The following is an 18,605-nucleotide window of genomic DNA, read 5'->3' on the forward strand; positions in this document are numbered from 1 at the left end:
ATGCTGCTCACGATCGACGTCGGCAACACCCACACCGTCCTCGGTCTCTTCGACGGCGAGGACATCGTCGAGCACTGGCGCGTGTCCACCGACCCGCGCCGCACGGCCGACGAGCTGGCGGTGCTGCTCCAGGGCCTGATGGGCACGCACCCGCTGCTCGGCGAGGAACTGGGCGACGGCATCTCCGGCATCGCCATCTGCGCCACCGTGCCCTCGGTGCTGCACGAACTGCGCGAGGTCACCCGGCGCTACTACGGCGACGTGCCCGCGGTGCTGGTCGAGCCCGGCGTCAAGACCGGGGTGCCGGTGCAGTTCGACAACCCCAAGGAGGTCGGCGCCGACCGCATCATCAACACGGTCGCCGCCAACGAGCTGTACGGCGGCCCGGCGATCGTGGTCGACTTCGGCACCGCGACCACCTTCGACGCGATCTCCGCGCGCGGGGAGTACGTCGGCGGGGTCATCGCGCCCGGCATCGAGATCTCGGTGGAGGCCCTCGGCGTCAAGGCCGCGCAGCTCCGCAAGATCGAGGTGGCCCGCCCGCGCAACGTGATCGGCAAGAGCACCGTCGAGGCCATGCAGTCCGGCATCGTCTACGGCTTCGCCGGCCAGGTGGACGGCGTGGTCGGCCGGATGGCGCGCGAGCTGGCCGCCGATCCCGACGACGTCACCGTGATCGCCACCGGCGGTCTGGCGCCGATGGTGCTGGGGGAGTCCTCGGTGATCGACGAGCACCAGCCCTGGCTCACCCTGATCGGTCTGCGCCTGGTCTACGAGCGCAACGTGCCGCGCAGGTAGCCGGGCCCGCGTGGGACTCAGGGCCGGGCGGGGGAACCCTGGGTCCGACACGCGTGACAAAGCGTCCCATTCCGTAACTTTTGTCCGATTAGCGGTAGCGTCGCCGCATGCCCACGCCATACGGAACTCGCGGCGGCATGGCGTTCGGCGCGGAGGAGCTGCGTGTGCTCCGCCGCGCCCTCGCCCTCGCCCTCCACCCCGGCACGGCCTCCGCCGAGGACGTGCAGGACTGCTTCCGCCTCGCCGACTCGGTCGACGAGGCCCTGGACGAAGCGGCTCGCCTGCGCGCCTTCCTCCTGGCCGACCTGGGCCGCTACCGAGCCGCCCTGCCCGGCACCGCGGCCGGCTACCTCGCCCTGCTCCAGGAGGCGCTCGGCGCCGGGCACCGGCCCGCCCCGGACGACCTCGCCGCCCTGCGCGCCCTGCGCGGCAACCCGGTGGCCGCCGCCCTGCTGGCCCACTGCCAGGGCCTGGTCGAGCGCAGCGTCCGCGCCCGCTTCGCCACCGGCGCGCCCACCGTCCCCGCGCCCGCCGCACCGCCCTCCCGCGCCCGTCTGCTGGCCCTTACGGGCGGCGCGGAGGGCTCCGGGCCCACCGGGGCCGACGAGTCCGGGGAAGCCGCTCAGAAGCCCGCCGAGGAGCCCGCCCGGCCCCCCGCCCCGCGCCCCGGCGAGCGCCCCGCCGCACCGGCCGCCCCGAAGCGCCCCGTCCCCACCCCCGGCGAGGTCTTCCCGCGCCGCAAACCGCAGTCCCCGCCCGCCGGACAGGACCGCCCCCGCCACCTCGCCGCGGGCTGACCCGGCTGACCGGCCCTATGGGGCGGGGAGGACATAAGGCCCACCCCGCCCCGGCCGGGCCGCCCCGCCTGGCTACTCTGGAGCCATGGACTACGTCTCCGCGCTGGTGCCCCCCTTCGTCATGGCCGCCCTCTTCATCGGGGTGGTCCGGGTGATCGTGAAGTCCCAGGGCGGAGCGGCCAAGGGCAAGGAGGACGCGGCCGTCGACGCCGCCCTCGCGCGCGCGGAGAACGCCCGCCAGGCCGCCCACGGCGACGCCTGAGCCACCCGCACGTCGGCGCCGGTTTGACCGGATCTCCCACTATTATTTGTTTTGTGCCTCGCCCCTTGGGAGATCTCGAAGACGCCGTCATGTCACGGGTGTGGAAGTGGAACCGCCCGGTGACCGTCCGGGAAGTCCTGGAAGACATCCAGCAGGAACGCTCGATCGCGTACACCACCGTCATGACGGTTTTGGACAATCTTCATCAGAAGGGCTGGGTCCGCCGTGAGGCGGAAGGGCGCGCCTATCGATATGAGGCCGTCTCCACCAGAGCCGCCTACGCGGCCGCCCTCATGAACGACGCCTGGTCGCAGAGCGACAACCCCGCCGCCGCTCTCGTCGCCTTCTTCGGGATGATGAGCGAGGAACAGCGCCAGGCCCTCAGCGACGCCATCCGTATCGTCCAAGGGCCGCAAACGCGCGAGAACCCCGGTTCGGCGGAGGAGACCGGCGGGCGATAGCGTCCGCCCATGTCAGCGAAGAGCCCCGAAGTCTCCGCGAATGCCATCACCGTCCGGCGCGCCCGGACCAGCGATGTTCCCGCTGTCCGCCGACTCCTCGACGCCTACTCGCGCGACCGCATCCTGCTCGACAAAGCCACGGTCACCCTTTACGAGGACATCCAGGAGTTCTGGGTCGCGGAACGCGACGACAACGCCGAGGTCGTCGGCTGCGGCGCCTTGCACGTCATGTGGGAAGACCTCGCGGAAGTCCGCACTCTCGCGGTGAACCCGGCCCTCAAGGGCGCCGGAGTGGGCCACCGGCTGCTGGGGAAGTTGCTCGACACCGCGCGCCGGCTCGGTGTTCGCCGGGTTTTCTGTCTGACCTTCGAAGTCGACTTCTTCACCAAGCACGGCTTCGTGGAGATCGGTGAGACACCGGTCGACACCGATGTGTACGCGGAGCTGTTGCGCTCCTATGACGAGGGCGTCGCGGAGTTCCTCGGTCTCGAACGAGTGAAACCCAACACCTTGGGCAACAGCCGGATGCTTCTGCATCTGTGATCGCCAATGCCCCGGTGCCCTATGTCCGAAACGCGCACGTTTCCGGACGCGAGAGGGCGTGGGGTCTCTCCCCGAGGGTTTGTGTTTTTCCGGCAAAAGCGGTTTGCTTTCCGGCGTACTGCTGCACTGCATATAACAGGGGCGGCTAAACGGCGTACGCCGCGGGACCTCCCCGCCCTCACGTTTTCGATGAAAGGAAATCCGGTGGCACAGAAGGTTCAGGTCCTTCTTGTCGACGACCTCGACGGCGGCGAGGCTGACGAGACCGTGACGTTCGCGTTGGACGGCAAGACGTACGAGATCGACCTCACGACCGCCAATGCGGACAAGCTGCGCGGCCTTCTCGACGCGTATGTGAAGGGCGGCCGGCGCACCGGTGGCCGTTCCTCCGGTGGCCGCGGCAAGGCCCGCGCCGCCTCCGGTGGCAACCAGGACACCGCGGCCATCCGCGCCTGGGCCAAGGAGAACGGCTACGACGTGAACGACCGCGGCCGCGTCCCCGCGTCCATCCGCGAGGCCTACGAGAAGGCCAACGGCTGATCACGCCCCCGCGAACGGGGCCCGGCGCCCCGCCGCAGCCGGACCCGGTGGCACTGCGCTGCCACGGTGTCCACCAGCCGTACGAGATCGGGGGCGCCCGTGACGCCCTCGAAGGACGGCAGCGCGGGCAGCGACGCCTCCACCTCGCGCCCCGGCTCGGGGGGCCGCAGCCATACGGCGGCCCCCTGCAAGGCCCCGGCGCCCTGCCCCGGCACCGCCGCGCCCACGGCCCGCACGGGCGGCGCCGGCGCCTCGGTCAGGCCCCCGGCGCCCAGCGCCCGCAGGTCCAGCGCCAGCGCGCCCCACTCCAGCCAGTCGAGCAGCCCGGGCAGCTCCTCCGCGCTGCCCGCGGCCACCAGCAGCCGCATCCGGCCGCCCGCCAGGGCCACCGGGGAAGCGGGCGCCAGATGCCTGAGCGCCACCGCCCCCGCCTCGGCCGGGACGTCCAGCACGTCGAAGCGCACCCCCGTCACCAGCCGCAGCGGCGCCCCCGGCGCCGTCGGCCAGCCCAGCACGCCCTCGTACCAGTGCCGGGCCGCCGCCCCGGGGGCCGGGCCGAGCGGGCGCCTCGGGCGCGGGAAGGGCAGCGCCGGTGACGCCGGGCGAGGCGCCGGGGAGGATGCCGGGGGAATTGAGCCAGCCATGCCAGGTGCAACCGTCGAAGGCGCCTCGGAGTTACGCTGAGCGTCCGGACGGTCACGTTCTGTGCGGCGTGGGGGAGCGCATGGGCGCACCCGGAGTCGTGAGGTTGTTCGCCCATAGCGGAGGGAATCGGTGCGCGCGGCATGGACCGCCCGTCACCGCGGGTAAGACATGCCTAGTGGGAGGGGGCGACACGCAGGAAAGGCCGTCTCACGTTCGCCATCGGCGGAACGGCGAGTGGGGTAACTGCCTGGCCTGCGGGAACATCGTCTCGCACCATCGAGTTGGAGCAGATGTCGGCGTTCGGGGTCAGGAGGCCATCGACGGTGTCGGCAGTTGGAATGAGCGGTCCCCGCTTGCGGGACTAAGCTGCGGAAGGACAGGGAGGGGAAGTTCCCCCCACTGCCTGACCGCTCTGAGGAGCGATTAACGATGTTCGAGAGGTTCACCGACCGCGCGCGGCGGGTTGTCGTCCTGGCTCAGGAAGAAGCCCGGATGCTCAACCACAACTACATCGGCACCGAGCACATCCTCCTGGGTCTCATCCACGAGGGTGAAGGTGTCGCCGCTAAGGCCCTGGAGAGCCTCGGCATTTCGCTTGAGGCGGTCCGTCAGCAGGTGGAGGAGATCATCGGTCAGGGCCAGCAGGCCCCGTCCGGCCACATCCCCTTCACCCCCCGTGCCAAGAAGGTCCTGGAGCTCTCGCTCCGCGAGGCCCTTCAGCTCGGCCACAACTACATCGGCACCGAGCACATCCTGCTCGGCCTGATCCGTGAGGGCGAGGGCGTCGCCGCCCAGGTCCTGGTCAAGCTGGGCGCAGACCTCAACCGGGTGCGCCAGCAGGTCATCCAGTTGCTCTCGGGTTACCAGGGCAAGGAGACCGCCACCGCCGGCGGCCCGGCGGAGGGCACCCCCTCGACCTCCCTGGTCCTGGACCAGTTCGGCCGGAACCTCACCCAGGCCGCTCGTGAAACCAAGCTCGACCCGGTCATCGGGCGCGAGAAGGAGATCGAGCGGGTCATGCAGGTGCTGTCCCGCCGTACGAAGAACAACCCGGTGCTGATCGGTGAGCCCGGCGTCGGCAAGACCGCCGTCGTCGAGGGCCTCGCCCAGGCCATCGTCAAGGGCGAGGTGCCCGAGACCCTCAAGGACAAGCACCTCTACACCCTGGACCTCGGTGCCCTGGTGGCCGGCTCCCGCTACCGCGGTGACTTCGAGGAGCGCCTGAAGAAGGTGCTCAAGGAGATCCGCACCCGCGGCGACATCATCCTGTTCATCGACGAGCTGCACACGCTGGTCGGTGCGGGCGCCGCCGAGGGCGCGATCGACGCCGCCTCCATCCTCAAGCCGATGCTGGCCCGCGGTGAGCTCCAGACCATCGGTGCCACCACGCTGGACGAGTACCGCAAGCACCTGGAGAAGGACGCGGCTCTCGAGCGCCGCTTCCAGCCCATCCAGGTCGCGGAGCCGTCGCTGCCGCACACGATCGAGATTCTCAAGGGCCTGCGCGACCGGTACGAGGCGCACCACCGCGTCTCCATCACCGACGAGGCGCTGGTCCAGGCCGCCACCCTGGCCGACCGGTACATCTCGGACCGCTTCCTGCCGGACAAGGCGATCGACCTGATCGACGAGGCCGGCTCCCGGATGCGCATCCGCCGGATGACCGCGCCGCCGGACCTCCGCGAGTTCGACGAGAAGATCGCCGGTGTCCGCCGGGACAAGGAGTCCGCGATCGACTCGCAGGACTTCGAGAAGGCCGCCTCCCTGCGCGACAAGGAGAAGCAGCTCCTGGCCGCCAAGGCCAAGCGGGAGAAGGAGTGGAAGGCCGGCGACATGGACGTCGTCGCCGAGGTCGACGGTGAGCTGATCGCCGAGGTCCTCGCCACCGCCACGGGCATCCCGGTCTTCAAGCTGACCGAGGAGGAGTCCAGCCGCCTGCTCCGCATGGAGGAGGAGCTGCACAAGCGGGTCATCGGCCAGGTCGACGCCGTCAAGGCGCTGTCCAAGGCGATCCGCCGTACCCGTGCCGGTCTGAAGGACCCGAAGCGTCCCGGTGGCTCGTTCATCTTCGCCGGTCCGTCCGGTGTCGGTAAGACCGAGCTGTCCAAGGCGCTCGCGGAGTTCCTCTTCGGTGACGAGGACGCGCTGATCTCCCTCGACATGTCGGAGTTCAGCGAGAAGCACACGGTCTCGCGGCTCTTCGGTTCGCCCCCCGGTTACGTGGGTTACGAGGAGGGTGGCCAGCTCACCGAGAAGGTGCGGCGCAAGCCGTTCTCGGTCGTCCTCTTCGACGAGGTCGAGAAGGCCCACCCGGACATCTTCAACTCGCTGCTGCAGATCCTGGAGGACGGTCGGCTGACCGACTCCCAGGGCCGGGTCGTGGACTTCAAGAACACGGTCATCATCATGACGACCAACCTCGGCACGCGGGACATCTCCAAGGGCTTCAACCTGGGCTTCGCCGCCTCCGGCGACACGAAGACCAACTACGAGCGCATGAAGAACAAGGTGTCGGACGAGCTGAAGCAGCACTTCCGTCCCGAGTTCCTCAACCGCGTCGACGACGTGGTCGTCTTCCCGCAGCTCACTCAGGCGGACATCCTCCGGATCGTCGACCTGATGATCAGCAAGGTGGACGAGCGCCTCAAGGACCGGGACATGGGCATCGAGCTGTCCCAGTCCGCCAAGGAGCTGCTCTCCAAGAAGGGTTACGACCCGGTGCTGGGTGCGCGTCCGCTGCGTCGCACGATCCAGCGCGAGGTCGAGGACACCCTCTCGGAGAAGATCCTCTTCGGCGAGCTGCGTCCCGGTCACATCGTGGTCGTCGACACGGAGGGCGAGGGCGACAACCAGACCTTCACCTTCCGAGGCGAGGAAAAGGCCGCCCTCCCGGACGCCCCGCCGATCGAGCAGGCGGCTGGCGGCGGTCCCAACCTGAGCAAGGACGCGTAACCCTCCGGGGGTTCGCGTAGCCCGAAGGGGCCGGTGCCTTTGGCGCCGGCCCCTTTTGGTGTTTTTCAGAGCGCGTAGGCCCGGGTGCGTGGGGCCATTACCTCGATGCCTGAGAAGTCCTCCGCGTACGCGCTCACGTCCAGGACGATGCCGTGGCGGGGCGTGGCGAGTTCGACGCCGTCTCGCAGATCCAATTGCTTCAGCGTCGGCCAGTCGCTCAGTCCCCTGAGGCCGTTCACCATCAAGGCGTTCGCGTCCAGACGCAGTGCGCCCAAGGAGGCATTGCGGGGCAGATTCCGCAGCCCTGCGGGGAGTTCGGTCATAACGGTCAGCGGAGGGAAGTGAGGGGGCGTAGATCCTGGAGTGGGTAATTCTCCGACAGGCCGATCTTTCGTACGCCCGGCGGCAGCACTCGCAGGATGTCCGGCAGGGGGTGCTTTCCGATGAACGTCAGCCGTGACCGGGGTCCGAGTCGGGGCAGCGCGGCCAAGGCGTCCGAAGAGGAAACGGGGACGTAGAAGTCCTCGGAGTCCACATGCGCCAGCACTTCCTCGGCGTATCCGGAGGAATCGAAATACTCCCAAGCGCGCATCAAAGTGCCCCGCACGCGCCGTGAGGGATGCGAGGTGTACCGCGCCAGCAGCGGCACCGCGGTGTCCGTGCCCACCAGAGCCGCGGTGGCGGTCACCGCTTCCGCCTCCTCGTCCGACAGCCCCTCGGGGCCCGGCAGCAGTTCCAGCACGCGTGGGCCAGCGAGGGCCGGTTCCCTCGCCTCCTCGGCTGTGCGGGGTGGCAGCAGCCTTCGGGCGAGGTTCTGGACTCGCGTGCGGACCGCAGGGTCCAGTTCCGTCGCGTGCTCCAGGCAGGCCATCGCCAGTAGGTGGGCCCGCTTGTCCGACTGCGATGCCAGTAGGTCCAGTAGTTCGGCCAGGAGGCCGAAGTCGTCTGCCTTTACGGCCACGTGGGCGCCCAGGTAGTCCTGAAAGGTGCGGTGGACGAAGTGGAGGGTGTCGGGGGAGGAGGTGAGAAGGAGGCCGTTGCGGATCAGCCAGTACGCCAACCTTTGCAGGAGCCGGAGTTGGGGTTCCTCGCTCAGCTCCGGGACGGCCATGCATGGACAGGGCAGATTCGTGCAACTCCCTGCGGTCCTGCGGGAGATAGCCGCGCCGGTCGCGGTGGAGGGCGCAAATCGGGCCGCGCATCAAGGGGTTGGTGGCCAGGCGGCAGTCAGCCGCGGGCCCTCTCCCTCTCGCGTTCCGGCACCTCGTCCAGCCCGTCGATCAGCACCAGCCCCCGCCCCGAAGCCAGTACCCGGTACTCCCAGCCCTCCGGCTGAGCCCCGTCCAGCGGGCAGCCTACGGCCGTCAGGAATCGTGCGGGGGAGGGGAGTTGCTCGCCGTGCCGGGTGAGCGTGCGCAGGGGGAGGACGAACGGCACCCGCCCGGTCGCCCCGCTCGCCGCCGACACCGCGAGCCACTGGACCAGCGTGGTCTTGCCCGAGCCCGCGACGCCCCGCAGCAGTACCCGGTCGTGCCCGGCCAGCGCCTCGTCGGCCGGTACGCGGACCGGCTTGGCGGGGGCGGTGCCGAAGGCCGAGCTAAGGGGCTCACTGTCGTGCCGTACCGCCTCCAGGCTCAGATACGCGGCGTCCAGCGGCCAGCGCCCCGGCGAATTGGTGAGATCGATGCCGTAGATCGTGAGCCGGCCGTGCTTCTTCGCCAGGTGGGCCAGGTAGCGCGTCTCGAAGTCGCGGTCGAGGGTGTCGGGCCTGCGGGTCCGCACCAGCAACTCCTCGACCCCGGCGGCCGTACGGGCCTGCGCGCGACTCTGTTCCACGACGGTCCGCGCCAGGAAGGTGGAGCGGCGGCTGAAGAACTCGAGGATCTGGCCGCAGGCCCACTCGGTGGCCCGATCCAGAAACAGCTCAGCGTCACCGGAGAGACCGTCAAGTCGGCAAGCTGTCCCAACCAGTTGACCCGCAAGCCCCCGCTCATCGAGCCCCACCGACTGCACCGCGTCCATGTCGATCTCGCCGAGCGCGAGCAGCCGACGGGTCAGCGCGTCGGTGACCGCCGTCCGCTCGTCGCGGGCGAAGGGCGGCTCGCCGGGTGTGTCCAGCGCCTCGTCCACCAGATGCGTGGCGAGCCGGCGCAGCTCCCGTTCGCTCAGGTGCCGTTTCTCCCCGCCGAGGGAGACCCGGCCGCCCAGCCGTACGGGCTTCGGGACCAGCCCGGCGCCGGGCCCGTCCGCCGGGAAGACCTTCTTCAGCAGCGAGGTCAGCAGCCCCGAGGCCACCTTGCCGCCGATGGCTGTCGGCTCCATCCGTCACCCCCGTCTTCGGGATGGAGCCTAGGGCCTGTCGTTTGGATCATGCCGGCGTCGCAGGGCGTGGCACGCACATCTGCGGCGTTGTCGTCGGTTGCCAACGCTCCGCGTTGACGCCCTCCTCCGCCTTGCATCTGCACGCACCACGCCTCGCTCGGGTCGGCCAAGAGGCGCAGTCACTCTCGGCCGCCCTGATCCAAACGACAGGCCCTAGCCAGGGATATCGGGTCAGGTCAGGACAACTGCCCGTCATAGTCCGGGAGTTTGAAGGTCCGCTCCGCGTGTCCGCCGCTCAGGTCGGACGCGCTGTTGCCGATGTTGGCGATGATCGTGTAGCCCTGGCGTTCGATGTCGGCCCGCTGGGCGGTCTTGTAGGCGGCGACGTCCTTGAAGAGGTCGACGAGGCCGCGCACCCGGAGGTCGGTGACGCGGTAGCCGTCGTGTTCGAGGTTGTAGGACGTGGGCCAGTGCAGGAGGCCGGGGCGGGCGGTGACGAAGATCAGGGCGACGCCGTGGTCCTGGGCGTACTGGGCGACCTTCAGCACCGGGCGGTTGGCGGGCTGGGGGAACTGGAAGCCGAAGTCGGTCTCCAGGGTCGTGTTGTCCACGTCCAGGACGATGGCCTGCTTCTCACCGGAACCGGAACCGGAACCGGTGGCCGCGCGGCTCTGGATGTAGGGGAGGGCCTCGTCCATCACCCGCCCGCAGTCCTGCTGCCAGGTGGCGTAGTCGACGGCGGCTGCGGTGGGGGCCGGGGTGGCGGCCTCGGCGGGGGCGGCGAGCGCGGTCAGCGCGGCGGTGGAGACGGCGACGGCGGCCATCCGGCGCGCCAAGGGGCGTCTGGTCATGAAGAGGGGTCCTCTCGCGTCCGTACGGTGCAGTGCATGCTCTGCGGAGCGGGTGGCGCGAGGGGAACCGTAGGGTTACCGGACGGTAGGTTGCTAGAGGCGCGCGTCACATTTATAGGGCCCCGGACGGGGGCCGCCGGTGACATGCCGCACAGGCGAAATGTCCGGTACTAGCCGGGATAGTGGTATTCCAAACCAGGGCAAACCCAGACGTACACGTCGAAACCCTGAGTGATATCGGCAGGCCGTACCGCCTGGTCCGGCCGTGGCGCCCGGCCTGTCAAGAGATGACCGATTTAAGACACTTCTACTACCTCGGGCCGTAGATGGGCTCTTTGAACCCGGATGGGGTGAGGGGTTACCAATGTGGAGTCCCGCCCGGCACCGGTGAAACATCCGTACGCCGGGTGGCTCTCTGTCTCCGAGTTCACGAGGTATCGATGTTCAAGCGTTCCACGTCTGTCCGTACGTCCGCGCTCCGCACTCGCGTGGCCGTCCTGGCCGCCGCTGTCGGTGGCGCGGCCGTGCTGGGTGGCGGGGTTGCCAGCGCCGCCTCCGCCTCCGCGACCTCCTGGGTCGACCCGGTGAAGAAGTACACCCTCTCCGCCAGCTTCGACCAGGGCGGCAGCCACTGGGCGCACAAGCACAGCGGTCAGGACTTCGCGGTGCCCACCGGCACCGAGGTCCTCGCGGCCCACGGCGGCACCGTCGTCAAGGCCGGCCCGAACGGCGCCGGTGACGGCCCCGCGTACGGCAACGCCGTCGTCATCAAGCACGGCAACGGTCTGTACTCGCAGTACGCCCACCTGTCCCGTGTCGACGTCAAGGTCGGCCAGGTCGTCAAGACCGGCCAGCACATAGCCCTGTCGGGCAGCACCGGTAACTCCACCGGCCCGCACCTGCACTTCGAGATCCGCAAGACGCCGAACTACGGCTCGGCCGTCAACCCGGTCACCTTCCTGAAGGCTCACGGCGTCCACGTCTGAGCCCTGGGCGACCGCCCCCCGGCCCTCACCGGCCACCGCCGGTAGTCCGGACCACGGATGTCCGGACTACCTCCTGCCGCGGGCGCCCTCGTGCGCCTGCGTCACCAGATCCACGGCGACTTCGAGAACCGCTTCGCGCTTCTTCTCGGGGTCGCCTTCCAGGTCCGCCAGCACGAACATGCCGGCGTGCAGGGTGAACAGCGCGCTGATCGAGCGGACCTGGTCCACCATCTCGGCCTCGGGATCGATGATGATCTCCTTGAGGCCCTTCATGCGTTCCTTGAACGTGTCACCGATGCGCAGCTCCCGCACCGTCGCCTGGTTCTCCTGCATGAACCGGAAGAGCGGCTGCGCCCCGGCCAGCGCCGCGCTGTAGCGCCGTACGATCTCCTGCTTGGTCTCCAAGGTGTGCGGCTGGCTGCGGCCCCACTCGATCAGGTCCTCGATCGGCTGCGTCAGGTCCTCGAAGAGGCTGACGATGATCTCTTCCTTCGTCTTGAAGTGGTAGTACAGAGCCGCCTTGGTGACATCGAGGTGCTCCGCGATCTCGCGCAGCGAGGTCTTCTCGTAGCCCTGTTCCGCGAAAAGCTTGAGCGCGACGTCCTGGATGCGCTGGCGGGTGTTCCCGCGGCGCTGGTGCTTGGTGCCGTCCATGGTGTCGCCCATCCTCGTACTCCTCCCGCTCCCGCGGAAACTTACTTGACGCCCGGCTAGTAGCAGGCTACCTTCCAGTGTAGTGAACTAGCCGGGCGACAAGTAAGTAGCAGTCGCCAGGGGGAGTGGGAGAAATGGCGGACACGCAGACGGCCAAGGCGGGCCAGGCGGAGCCCGAGCAGCCGGAGAAGCAGCCGAAGAGCGTACGAGTGGTTCTGCTCGCGCTCATGATCGCCATGATGCTGGCGATGCTGGACAACATGATCGTGGGCACCGCGATGCCCACCATCGTGGGCGAACTGGGCGGGCTCGAGCACCTGTCCTGGGTCGTGACGGGGTACACCCTCGCCACCGCGGCCTCGACCCCGGTCTGGGGCAAGATCGGTGACATGTACGGGCGCAAGGGCGCCTTCCTCGGCTCGATCGTGATCTTCCTGATCGGCTCCGCGCTGAGCGGTATGGCCCAGGGGATGGGCGAGCTGATCGCGTTCCGGGCCGTCCAGGGTCTGGGCGCCGGTGGTCTGATGGTCGGCGTCATGGCGATCATCGGCGACCTGATTCCGCCGCGTGAGCGGGGCAAGTACCAGGGCATGATGGCCGGCGTCATGGCGCTGGCGATGATCGGCGGCCCGCTGGTCGGTGGCACCATCACCGACAACTGGGGCTGGCGCTGGACCTTCTACATCAACCTGCCGCTCGGCGCGGTCGCGCTGGCGCTGGTTTCGGCGGTGCTGCACCTGCCGAAGAAGCGGGCCAAGGCGGGCATCGACTACCTCGGCGTGGTCCTGCTGACCGTCGGCATCACCGCGATCGTGCTGGTCACCACGTGGGGCGGTACCGAGTACGCCTGGACCTCCGCGCGGATCATGGAGCTGACCGCCCTCGGCGTGGTCTCGCTGGTCGGGTTCGTGTTCTGGCAGACCAAGGCCGCCGAGCCGGTGCTGCCGCTGCACATCTTCAAGAGCCTGAACTTCACCCTGATGTCCCTCATCGGCTTCGTCACCGGCTTCGTGATGTTCGGCGCGACGCTCTTCCTGCCGCTGTACCAGCAGGCCGTGCAGGGTGCCTCCGCCACCAACTCCGGGCTGCTGCTCCTGCCGATGCTCGGCGCGATGCTGGTGACCTCGATGGTCGCGGGCCGGGTCACCACGAACAGCGGCCGCTACAAGGTCTTCCCGGTGGCCGGCGGGGTGCTGATGATCGTCGGGCTGTACCTGATGTCCACGATGGACACCGACACCACCCGGCTGACCTCCGGTATCTACATGGCCGTGGTCGGCGCGGGCATGGGCTGCCTGATGCAGGTGACCATGCTGGTCGCGCAGAACAGCGTGGAAATGAAGGACATGGGCGTCGCGTCCTCCTCCGCCACCCTGTTCCGTACGCTCGGCTCCTCGTTCGGTGTGGCCGTCATGGGCGCCCTGTTCAACAACCGGGTGCAGGACGTGATGACCGAGCGCGCCGGTGCGCTGGGCAAGGGCATCACCGAGAAGTCCGCCCAGCTCGACGCGGCCAGCCTGGCCAAGCTGCCGGCCGCGGCACGGGAGGCGTACCAGCACGCGGTGTCCGCGGGCACCCACTCCGCCTTCCTCCTCGGCTCCGCCATCGCCGTCGTCGTCCTCGTCGCGGCCGTCTTCGTCAAGGAGGTCCCCCTCCGCGGCGGCCCCGCGAAGCCGTCCACCGACCCCACGGACGCGATCCCGGCCCCGGCGATCGAAGCGGTCTGACCGCCCCGACCCCACGAAGGCCCCCCGACCATCGGTCGGGGGGCCTTCGGCGATCCGCCGGGGCCTGGGCGGCCGCACCGGGAACGGCGGAAGGGCTGCCGGCCCACGGCCTCCGGCTCCGGGTCTCGCCGCTTCCGGTCTCCTGCCTTGCGGCCCACGCCCACGGCCACCGGCCTCCGGCCCATGGCCACCGGCCTCCGGCCCCCGGCCCCCGGTCACCGGCCTCCGGCCCACGGCCACCGGCCTCCGGCCCACGGCCACCGGCCTCCGGCCCCCGGCCCCCGGTCACCGGCCTCCGGCCTCCGGCCTCCGGCCTCCGGCCTCCGGCCTCCGGCCTCCGGCCTTGCGGCTCCCGGTCCCCCGCTTTGCGGCTCCGGGCTTTCCGGTCCCCGGCCCCCGGTCCGGGTCTTGCCGCTCCCGGTCTCCGGCCTTGCGGCCCCCCGGCCCTCGGCCCCTGCCTCCGGGCCCTCGGCCCCGGGGACATTGGTCTCCGACCCTGCGGTCTGTCTGGCGACCCGCGCGCTTCGCCGGTCCGGCGGGGCCCGCGTGTCTCCGCGTCGCGCCCCCGCCGGGAGGCGTTCAGCCCCGCAGGGTCGGGGGGACCGTGTAGCTGCCCGTGGCTGTAGGGGCGTGTTCCGGGAGCCAGAGGACGGCTATCGCGCCCTCGCCGTGGGGGTGGATGTTGCGGAAGGTGAGGCGGGCGCCGAGGACGCGGGCCTGGCCGGCGGCGATGGTGAGGCCGAGGCCGTGGCCCTGGCCGGCGCGGTCCTCGCTGCCGGTACGGAAGCGGAGCGGGCCCTCGGCGAGGAGAGCCTCGGGGAAGCCGGGGCCGTGGTCGCGTATCCGGATCACCCGGCCCTCGACGGTCACCTCGATGGGCGGCTCGCCGTGCCGGGCGGCGTTGGTCAGCAGGTTGAGCAGCACCCGCTCCAGTCGGCGCGGGTCGGTGGTGACCTCGGACTCGTGCACCACCCGTACCGCGATCTCCGGGTCCTTCGCGGCCACGCGCCGGGCGACGAACTCGCCCAGCATGATGTCCTGCAGCTCGGCCCGCTCGGAGGCCCCGTCCAGCCGGGCCACCTCCAGCACGTCCTCCACCAGCGTGCGCATCGCCTTGGCCCGGTCCAGCACCAGCTCCGTGGGCCGGCCGGGCGGCAGCAGCTCGGCGGCCGTGAGCAGCCCGGTCACCGGCGTACGCAGCTCGTGCGCGATGTCGGCCGTGACCCGCCGCTCCGCCTCCAGCCGCTGCCGCAGCGCGTCCGCCATGGCGTCCACCGCGCGGGCCAGGTCGTCGGCCTCGTCCCGTACGACCCCGCCGATGGCCTCCCGTACCCGTACGTCGGTCTCGCCGGTCGCCAGTTGGTTCGCGGCGACGGCGGCCTTGCGCAGGCGCCGGGAGAGCTGGCCGCCGATCACCACGCCGAGCGCGCTGCCGCCGAGGACCACCGCGATGGAGCCGATGAGCAGCGCCTGGTCGAGGTCGGCCAGCACGTCCGCGGACTTGTCCGGGAAGGCGCCGTGCAGCGAGAGCACATGCCCGTTCTTGACCGGCACCGCCGCCCAGATGTCCGGCTCGCCGCTGCCCGTGTCGCTGACGTAACTGGCCCGGCGCCCCTCCTCCACCTTGGCCCGCAGCTCGGCCGGGAGGGCGGGGTCGTCGATCTTGATGCTGGGGAAGTTGGGCCGCCCCGCGAGTTCATAGTTGCGCTGGGCGAGCTGGACCCGCTGGTTCGCCAGGTCACGGGCGTTGTCCAGCATGGAGACCCGCGCCGCGTTGTGCACGACCAGGCTCAGCGCGATGGCCACCAGACCCGCGACGAGCGCGATGGCCGCGCTCAGCTTCCACCGCAGACCGGTGCGCAGGCCGACGCCCGCCACCCGCCGCACCGGACGTCCGAAGAGACTCCGCATGACCGCCCTCAGCCCCGCAGCTTGTAGCCGAAGCCGCGGACCGTCTCGATCCGGTCCTGGCCGATCTTCTGCCGCAGCCGCTGCACATGGACGTCGACCACGCGGGTGTCCCCGCCCCAGCCGTAGTCCCAGACCCGCTCCAGCAGCTTGTCGCGGGAGAGCACGGTGCCCGGCGCGCCGGAGAACTCCAGCAGCAGCCGCATCTCGGTCGGGGTGAGCGCCACCGGCACCCCGGCCCGCCGCACCTCCATGCCCTCGGTGTCCACCTCCAGCTCGCCGAAGGTCAGCACCCCGTCACTGTCCGCCGGACCGTCGGCCCCGGCACCGGCCGAGTGCCCGGCGTGCCCGAAGCGGCGCAGCACCGCCCGGATGCGGGCGACCAGCACCGCGCCGTCGAACGGCTTGGTCACGTAGTCGTCGGCGCCCGCCTCCAGGCCCAGCACCACATCGATGGAGTCCGCCCGCGCCGACAGCATGATCACCGGCACCGTCGACTCGTCCCGGATGCGGCGGCACAGGCTGACCCCGTCGAGCCCCGGCACCATCACGTCCAGCAGCGCGATGTCGGGCCGGTCGGCGCGGAACGCCGCGAGCCCGGACAGCCCGTCGGGCATGGCGGTGACCGCGAAGCCGTCCCGCTCCAGGGCGAGCTGGGTGGCCTCACGGATGACGTCGTCGTCCTCGACGAACAGGACGTGCGTGTGCTCTGGCATCCGGTGCTCTCAGTCCTCGTGATGTAGGGCGGCGCGTCAGTCGCCGGGCACGGGGCTCGGCTCGTGGCCCACCGCCCCGCTGTAGTCCGTGTGCACGGGCTTGCCCGCCACGAACCGGCCCGCCTTCCACGTATAGGGGACGACGTCCTCGCCGGACGGGCTGGAGATCGGGTCCCCCCGGCTGTACACCTGCTTGGTCACGGTCAGCGCGCCCTGGTCGATCTCCGCGTAGACCGGCGACTCCTCGGTCTTGAACACGTTCCGGTACGAGCCCCCGCTCTCCCGGTACACATACGCGCCGATCCCGACCGCGTCGGCGCAGGTCAGCACGTTGACCACGACGTCGGAACGGTCCGAGTCGGTCAGGTCGCCGTAGGAGACGTCCACCGGATAGTCGTCGCCGCTGCCGCACGGCTTCAGCTCGTGCTTGACGGCCGCCGAGACCGCCGGGTCCCGCTTCAGCAGGCTCACCGCGTTCACACGGTGGTAGCCGGCCGCCGGACTGGAGGAGGGGGAGGCGGGCGCCGCGCCGGCCACGGCGGAGGCGTGCGCCGGGCCCTCGTCCCGCGCGCCGGTGCCCCCGGCGCCGCAGGCGGTCGCGGACATGCCGACGGCGGCGATCCCGGCCACCGCCAGGATCACCGCGCGTACGCCTCGGACACGTCTGGGGCCTCTCGTTTGGATCAGGCCGCGCAACGCTCCCGCTCCTCACGCTCCAGCGCGCGTGCATCGAGGTCGCGGGCCTCCAGCTCCTCGCGGAGGCGGGCGAGCGCCCGGTGCAGCGTGCTCTTGACCGTGCCCGCGGACATGCCGAGGGCCGCGGCCGTCTCTTCCGTGGACATCTGCTCCCAGTGTCGCAGGACCACGACACTGCGCTGCTTGGGAGCGAGCACCTTCAGGATGTCCATCAGCAGCGCGCGGTCGGCGTACTGCTCGGTGGAGTCCGCGACCGGGCCCTCGGGGAGCTGCTCGGTCGGCACCTCCTCCAGCTTGCGCGCCCGCCACCACTCCGTACGGGTGTTGATCATGACGCGGCGCAGATAGGCGTCGGCCAGCCGCTTGTCGGCGATGCCGTCCCAGCGGCCGTAGGTGCGGGCCAGCGCGGTCTGGAGCAGGTCCTGCGCGTCCACCGGGTCCGGCACCAGACGGCGGGCACTGCGCAGCAGCGCGTCCTGCCGGGTCCGTACGTACTCCTCGAACTCGAGCACCTCGCCCTGCGCCATGTCCCGACCGCCTTCCGTGTTCCCCGTCGCCCCGGTCCACGCCGGGGCCTTCTTCCCACCGGCCCGGTGGTCCGCCGGGCACGGAACGAAGCTACGGAGCGGTTGTCACGGGGTTGTCCGAGGAAGCCTGCGGCCGGCACTCGGCTGTCCGTCGGTTGTGTAACAGCCGTGAGCCGGGGGTAAGGAAAGCGCCCGTTATTTCCCTTTATGTGGTGCTTTGTTGGGGTGGTCAGGCCGTGACGGACGGCCGGTGGCTGTGACCTTCCTGTGGGTCAGCCGAGCGGCAGCCGGTACATCCCGCCGGGCAGCGGCTCCACCAGACCGTCCGTGACGAGGCCGTCGAGCGCGCGGGCCCGCTGCACCGGCTCGTGCCACACCCGGTCCAGCGCCGTCTGCGGCACCGGGACATGCGCGTCCCGCAGCACCGCGAGCAGCTTCCCGCGCACCTGGCGGTCGGTGCCGGCGTAGGTCTGCCCGCGCCGGGGCGGACCCTCGTGCTCCGGCTTGCCCGCGAGCCGCCAGGCGCACTGCGCGGCGATCGGGCAGCGGTGGCACTCCTCGTTCTTCGCCGTGCACACCAGCGCGCCCAGCTCCATGGAGGCAGCCGCCCAGCGCGCGGCGGTGTCGTCCTCCTCGGGCAGCAGCTCACGGGCGAGCCGGCGCTCGGCGGCCGTGGTGGCGTTCGGCGGGTAGCGCACGCCGGTCACCGCACGCGCGAAGACCCGGCGCACATTGGTGTCCAGCACCGGGTGCCGCTGCCCGTAGGCGAACGAGGCCACGGCGGCGGCCGTGTACTCCCCGATGCCGGGCAGCGCCAACAGTTGGGCGTGGTCGGTGGGTACGTCCCCGCCGTGCCGCTCCGTTATGGCGACGGCCGCGCCGTGCAGCCGGAGCGCGCGGCGCGGGTAGCCGAGCCGGCCCCAGGCGCGCACCGCCTCGCCGGGCGGCTCCTTGGCCAGGTCGGCGGGGCGGGGCCAGCGGGCGAGCCACTGCTCGTAGACCGGCAGCACCCGGCTGACCGGGGTCTGCTGGAGCATGAACTCACTGACCATCACGCCCCAGGGCCCCGCTTCCGGGCGGCGCCAGGGGAGGTCGCGGGCGTGGGAGTCGAACCAGTCGATCACGGGGGCGTGAAGCTTCTCAGTCATGGCCTTCCGATCCTGCCACGCCGCACGCGGACCGCGTGGGTCACCGCCCGTGCACGGAGCGTCGCGCTCGGC

18 protein-coding genes and 1 pseudogene are annotated in these 18,605 nt (G+C 70.7%); 9 read left to right on the plus strand and 10 right to left on the minus strand.

The window, feature by feature from the left end:
* The 6 genes from E5083_RS22465 to E5083_RS22485 all read left to right on the plus strand — a co-directional run bounded on the left by E5083_RS22465 (position 1) and on the right by E5083_RS22485 (position 3,401).
* Complete coding sequence (locus E5083_RS22465; RefSeq protein WP_135787470.1) at positions 1-798, plus strand: type III pantothenate kinase; 798 nt, start codon at positions 1-3, stop codon at positions 796-798.
* Positions 799-935: 137 nt separating this feature from the next.
* Positions 936-1,595, plus strand: coding sequence for a hypothetical protein (locus E5083_RS22470; RefSeq protein WP_135787547.1), 660 nt, complete (start codon positions 936-938; stop codon positions 1,593-1,595).
* Positions 1,596-1,680: 85 nt separating this feature from the next.
* Positions 1,681-1,857, plus strand: a complete 177-nt coding sequence (locus E5083_RS31270) for a hypothetical protein (RefSeq protein ID WP_167513602.1) — start codon at positions 1,681-1,683, stop codon at positions 1,855-1,857.
* A gap of 65 nt (positions 1,858-1,922) precedes the next feature.
* The gene (locus tag E5083_RS22475) at positions 1,923-2,318 is read left to right on the plus strand and encodes a BlaI/MecI/CopY family transcriptional regulator (protein WP_078858492.1); all 396 of its coding nucleotides are present in this window, start codon (positions 1,923-1,925) and stop codon (positions 2,316-2,318) included.
* Positions 2,319-2,327: 9 nt separating this feature from the next.
* A complete protein-coding gene (locus tag E5083_RS22480) occupies positions 2,328-2,861 on the plus strand; it encodes an amino-acid N-acetyltransferase (RefSeq protein ID WP_030811231.1) in 534 nt (177 codons plus the stop codon).
* A gap of 204 nt (positions 2,862-3,065) precedes the next feature.
* On the plus strand, positions 3,066-3,401 hold the full coding sequence (locus E5083_RS22485; RefSeq protein ID WP_130338348.1) for a histone-like nucleoid-structuring protein Lsr2: 336 nt from the start codon (positions 3,066-3,068) through the stop codon (positions 3,399-3,401).
* Here E5083_RS22485 and E5083_RS22490 read toward each other — a convergent pair.
* The gene (locus E5083_RS22490; RefSeq protein ID WP_244317613.1) at positions 3,380-4,045 is read right to left on the minus strand and encodes an SCO3374 family protein; all 666 of its coding nucleotides are present in this window, start codon (positions 4,043-4,045) and stop codon (positions 3,380-3,382) included. The genes E5083_RS22485 and E5083_RS22490 overlap by 22 nt on opposite strands.
* A 430-nt stretch (positions 4,046-4,475) precedes the next feature.
* Between E5083_RS22490 and E5083_RS22500 the strand changes: the two genes are divergently transcribed.
* Positions 4,476-6,998 (plus strand): ATP-dependent Clp protease ATP-binding subunit, encoded by a 2,523-nt coding sequence (locus E5083_RS22500; protein ID WP_135787471.1) that lies wholly within the window; start codon positions 4,476-4,478, stop codon positions 6,996-6,998.
* A 65-nt stretch (positions 6,999-7,063) separates the two neighbouring features.
* On the opposite strand, the gene E5083_RS31825 is transcribed toward E5083_RS22500, so the two are convergent.
* The 3 genes and pseudogenes from E5083_RS31825 to E5083_RS22515 all read right to left on the minus strand — a co-directional run bounded on the left by E5083_RS31825 (position 7,064) and on the right by E5083_RS22515 (position 10,171).
* Positions 7,064-7,321 (minus strand): hypothetical protein, encoded by a 258-nt coding sequence (locus E5083_RS31825; protein ID WP_244317614.1) that lies wholly within the window; start codon positions 7,319-7,321, stop codon positions 7,064-7,066.
* A 443-nt stretch (positions 7,322-7,764) separates the two neighbouring features.
* A pseudogene (locus tag E5083_RS31835) lies at positions 7,765-9,320 on the minus strand (NACHT N-terminal Helical domain 1-containing protein); the annotation flags it as partial.
* 236 nt (positions 9,321-9,556) lie between these two features.
* A complete protein-coding gene (locus E5083_RS22515) occupies positions 9,557-10,171 on the minus strand; it encodes an HAD family acid phosphatase (protein ID WP_135787473.1) in 615 nt (204 codons plus the stop codon).
* 440 nt (positions 10,172-10,611) lie between these two features.
* Here E5083_RS22515 and E5083_RS22520 point away from each other — a divergent pair, with 440 nt between their 5' ends.
* Complete coding sequence (locus E5083_RS22520) at positions 10,612-11,157, plus strand: M23 family metallopeptidase (protein ID WP_135787474.1); 546 nt, start codon at positions 10,612-10,614, stop codon at positions 11,155-11,157.
* Between the two features lie 66 nt (positions 11,158-11,223).
* Here the strand turns inward: E5083_RS22520 and E5083_RS22525 are convergent, their stop codons facing one another.
* Positions 11,224-11,823 (minus strand): TetR/AcrR family transcriptional regulator, encoded by a 600-nt coding sequence (locus E5083_RS22525; protein ID WP_135787475.1) that lies wholly within the window; start codon positions 11,821-11,823, stop codon positions 11,224-11,226.
* Positions 11,824-11,945: 122 nt separating this feature from the next.
* On the opposite strand from E5083_RS22525, the gene E5083_RS22530 reads away from it, so the two are divergent.
* Positions 11,946-13,538: an MDR family MFS transporter gene (locus E5083_RS22530; protein WP_135787476.1), complete on the plus strand. Its 1,593-nt coding sequence runs from the start codon at positions 11,946-11,948 to the stop codon at positions 13,536-13,538.
* Between the two features lie 579 nt (positions 13,539-14,117).
* Here the strand turns inward: E5083_RS22530 and cseC are convergent.
* The 5 genes from cseC to E5083_RS22555 form a co-directional block, all read right to left on the minus strand.
* Positions 14,118-15,449: a two-component system sensor histidine kinase CseC gene (cseC, locus tag E5083_RS22535; RefSeq protein ID WP_135787477.1), complete on the minus strand. Its 1,332-nt coding sequence runs from the start codon at positions 15,447-15,449 to the stop codon at positions 14,118-14,120.
* An 8-nt stretch (positions 15,450-15,457) separates the two neighbouring features.
* Positions 15,458-16,162 (minus strand): two-component system response regulator CseB, encoded by a 705-nt coding sequence (cseB, locus tag E5083_RS22540; protein ID WP_135787478.1) that lies wholly within the window; start codon positions 16,160-16,162, stop codon positions 15,458-15,460.
* 36 nt (positions 16,163-16,198) lie between these two features.
* On the minus strand, positions 16,199-16,804 hold the full coding sequence (locus E5083_RS22545) for a hypothetical protein (protein WP_425276740.1): 606 nt from the start codon (positions 16,802-16,804) through the stop codon (positions 16,199-16,201).
* Positions 16,805-16,845: 41 nt separating this feature from the next.
* On the minus strand, positions 16,846-17,385 hold the full coding sequence (locus E5083_RS22550) for a SigE family RNA polymerase sigma factor (RefSeq protein ID WP_031182797.1): 540 nt from the start codon (positions 17,383-17,385) through the stop codon (positions 16,846-16,848).
* A gap of 272 nt (positions 17,386-17,657) precedes the next feature.
* Entirely contained in the window at positions 17,658-18,533 is an 876-nt protein-coding gene (locus E5083_RS22555) for an HhH-GPD family protein (protein ID WP_135787479.1), read from the minus strand.
* Between the last annotated feature and the right edge of the window lie 72 nt (positions 18,534-18,605).

Origin of the sequence: Streptomyces bauhiniae, from assembly GCF_004784475.1 — a bacterium.
GTDB classification, from domain to species: domain Bacteria; phylum Actinomycetota; class Actinomycetes; order Streptomycetales; family Streptomycetaceae; genus Streptomyces; species Streptomyces seoulensis.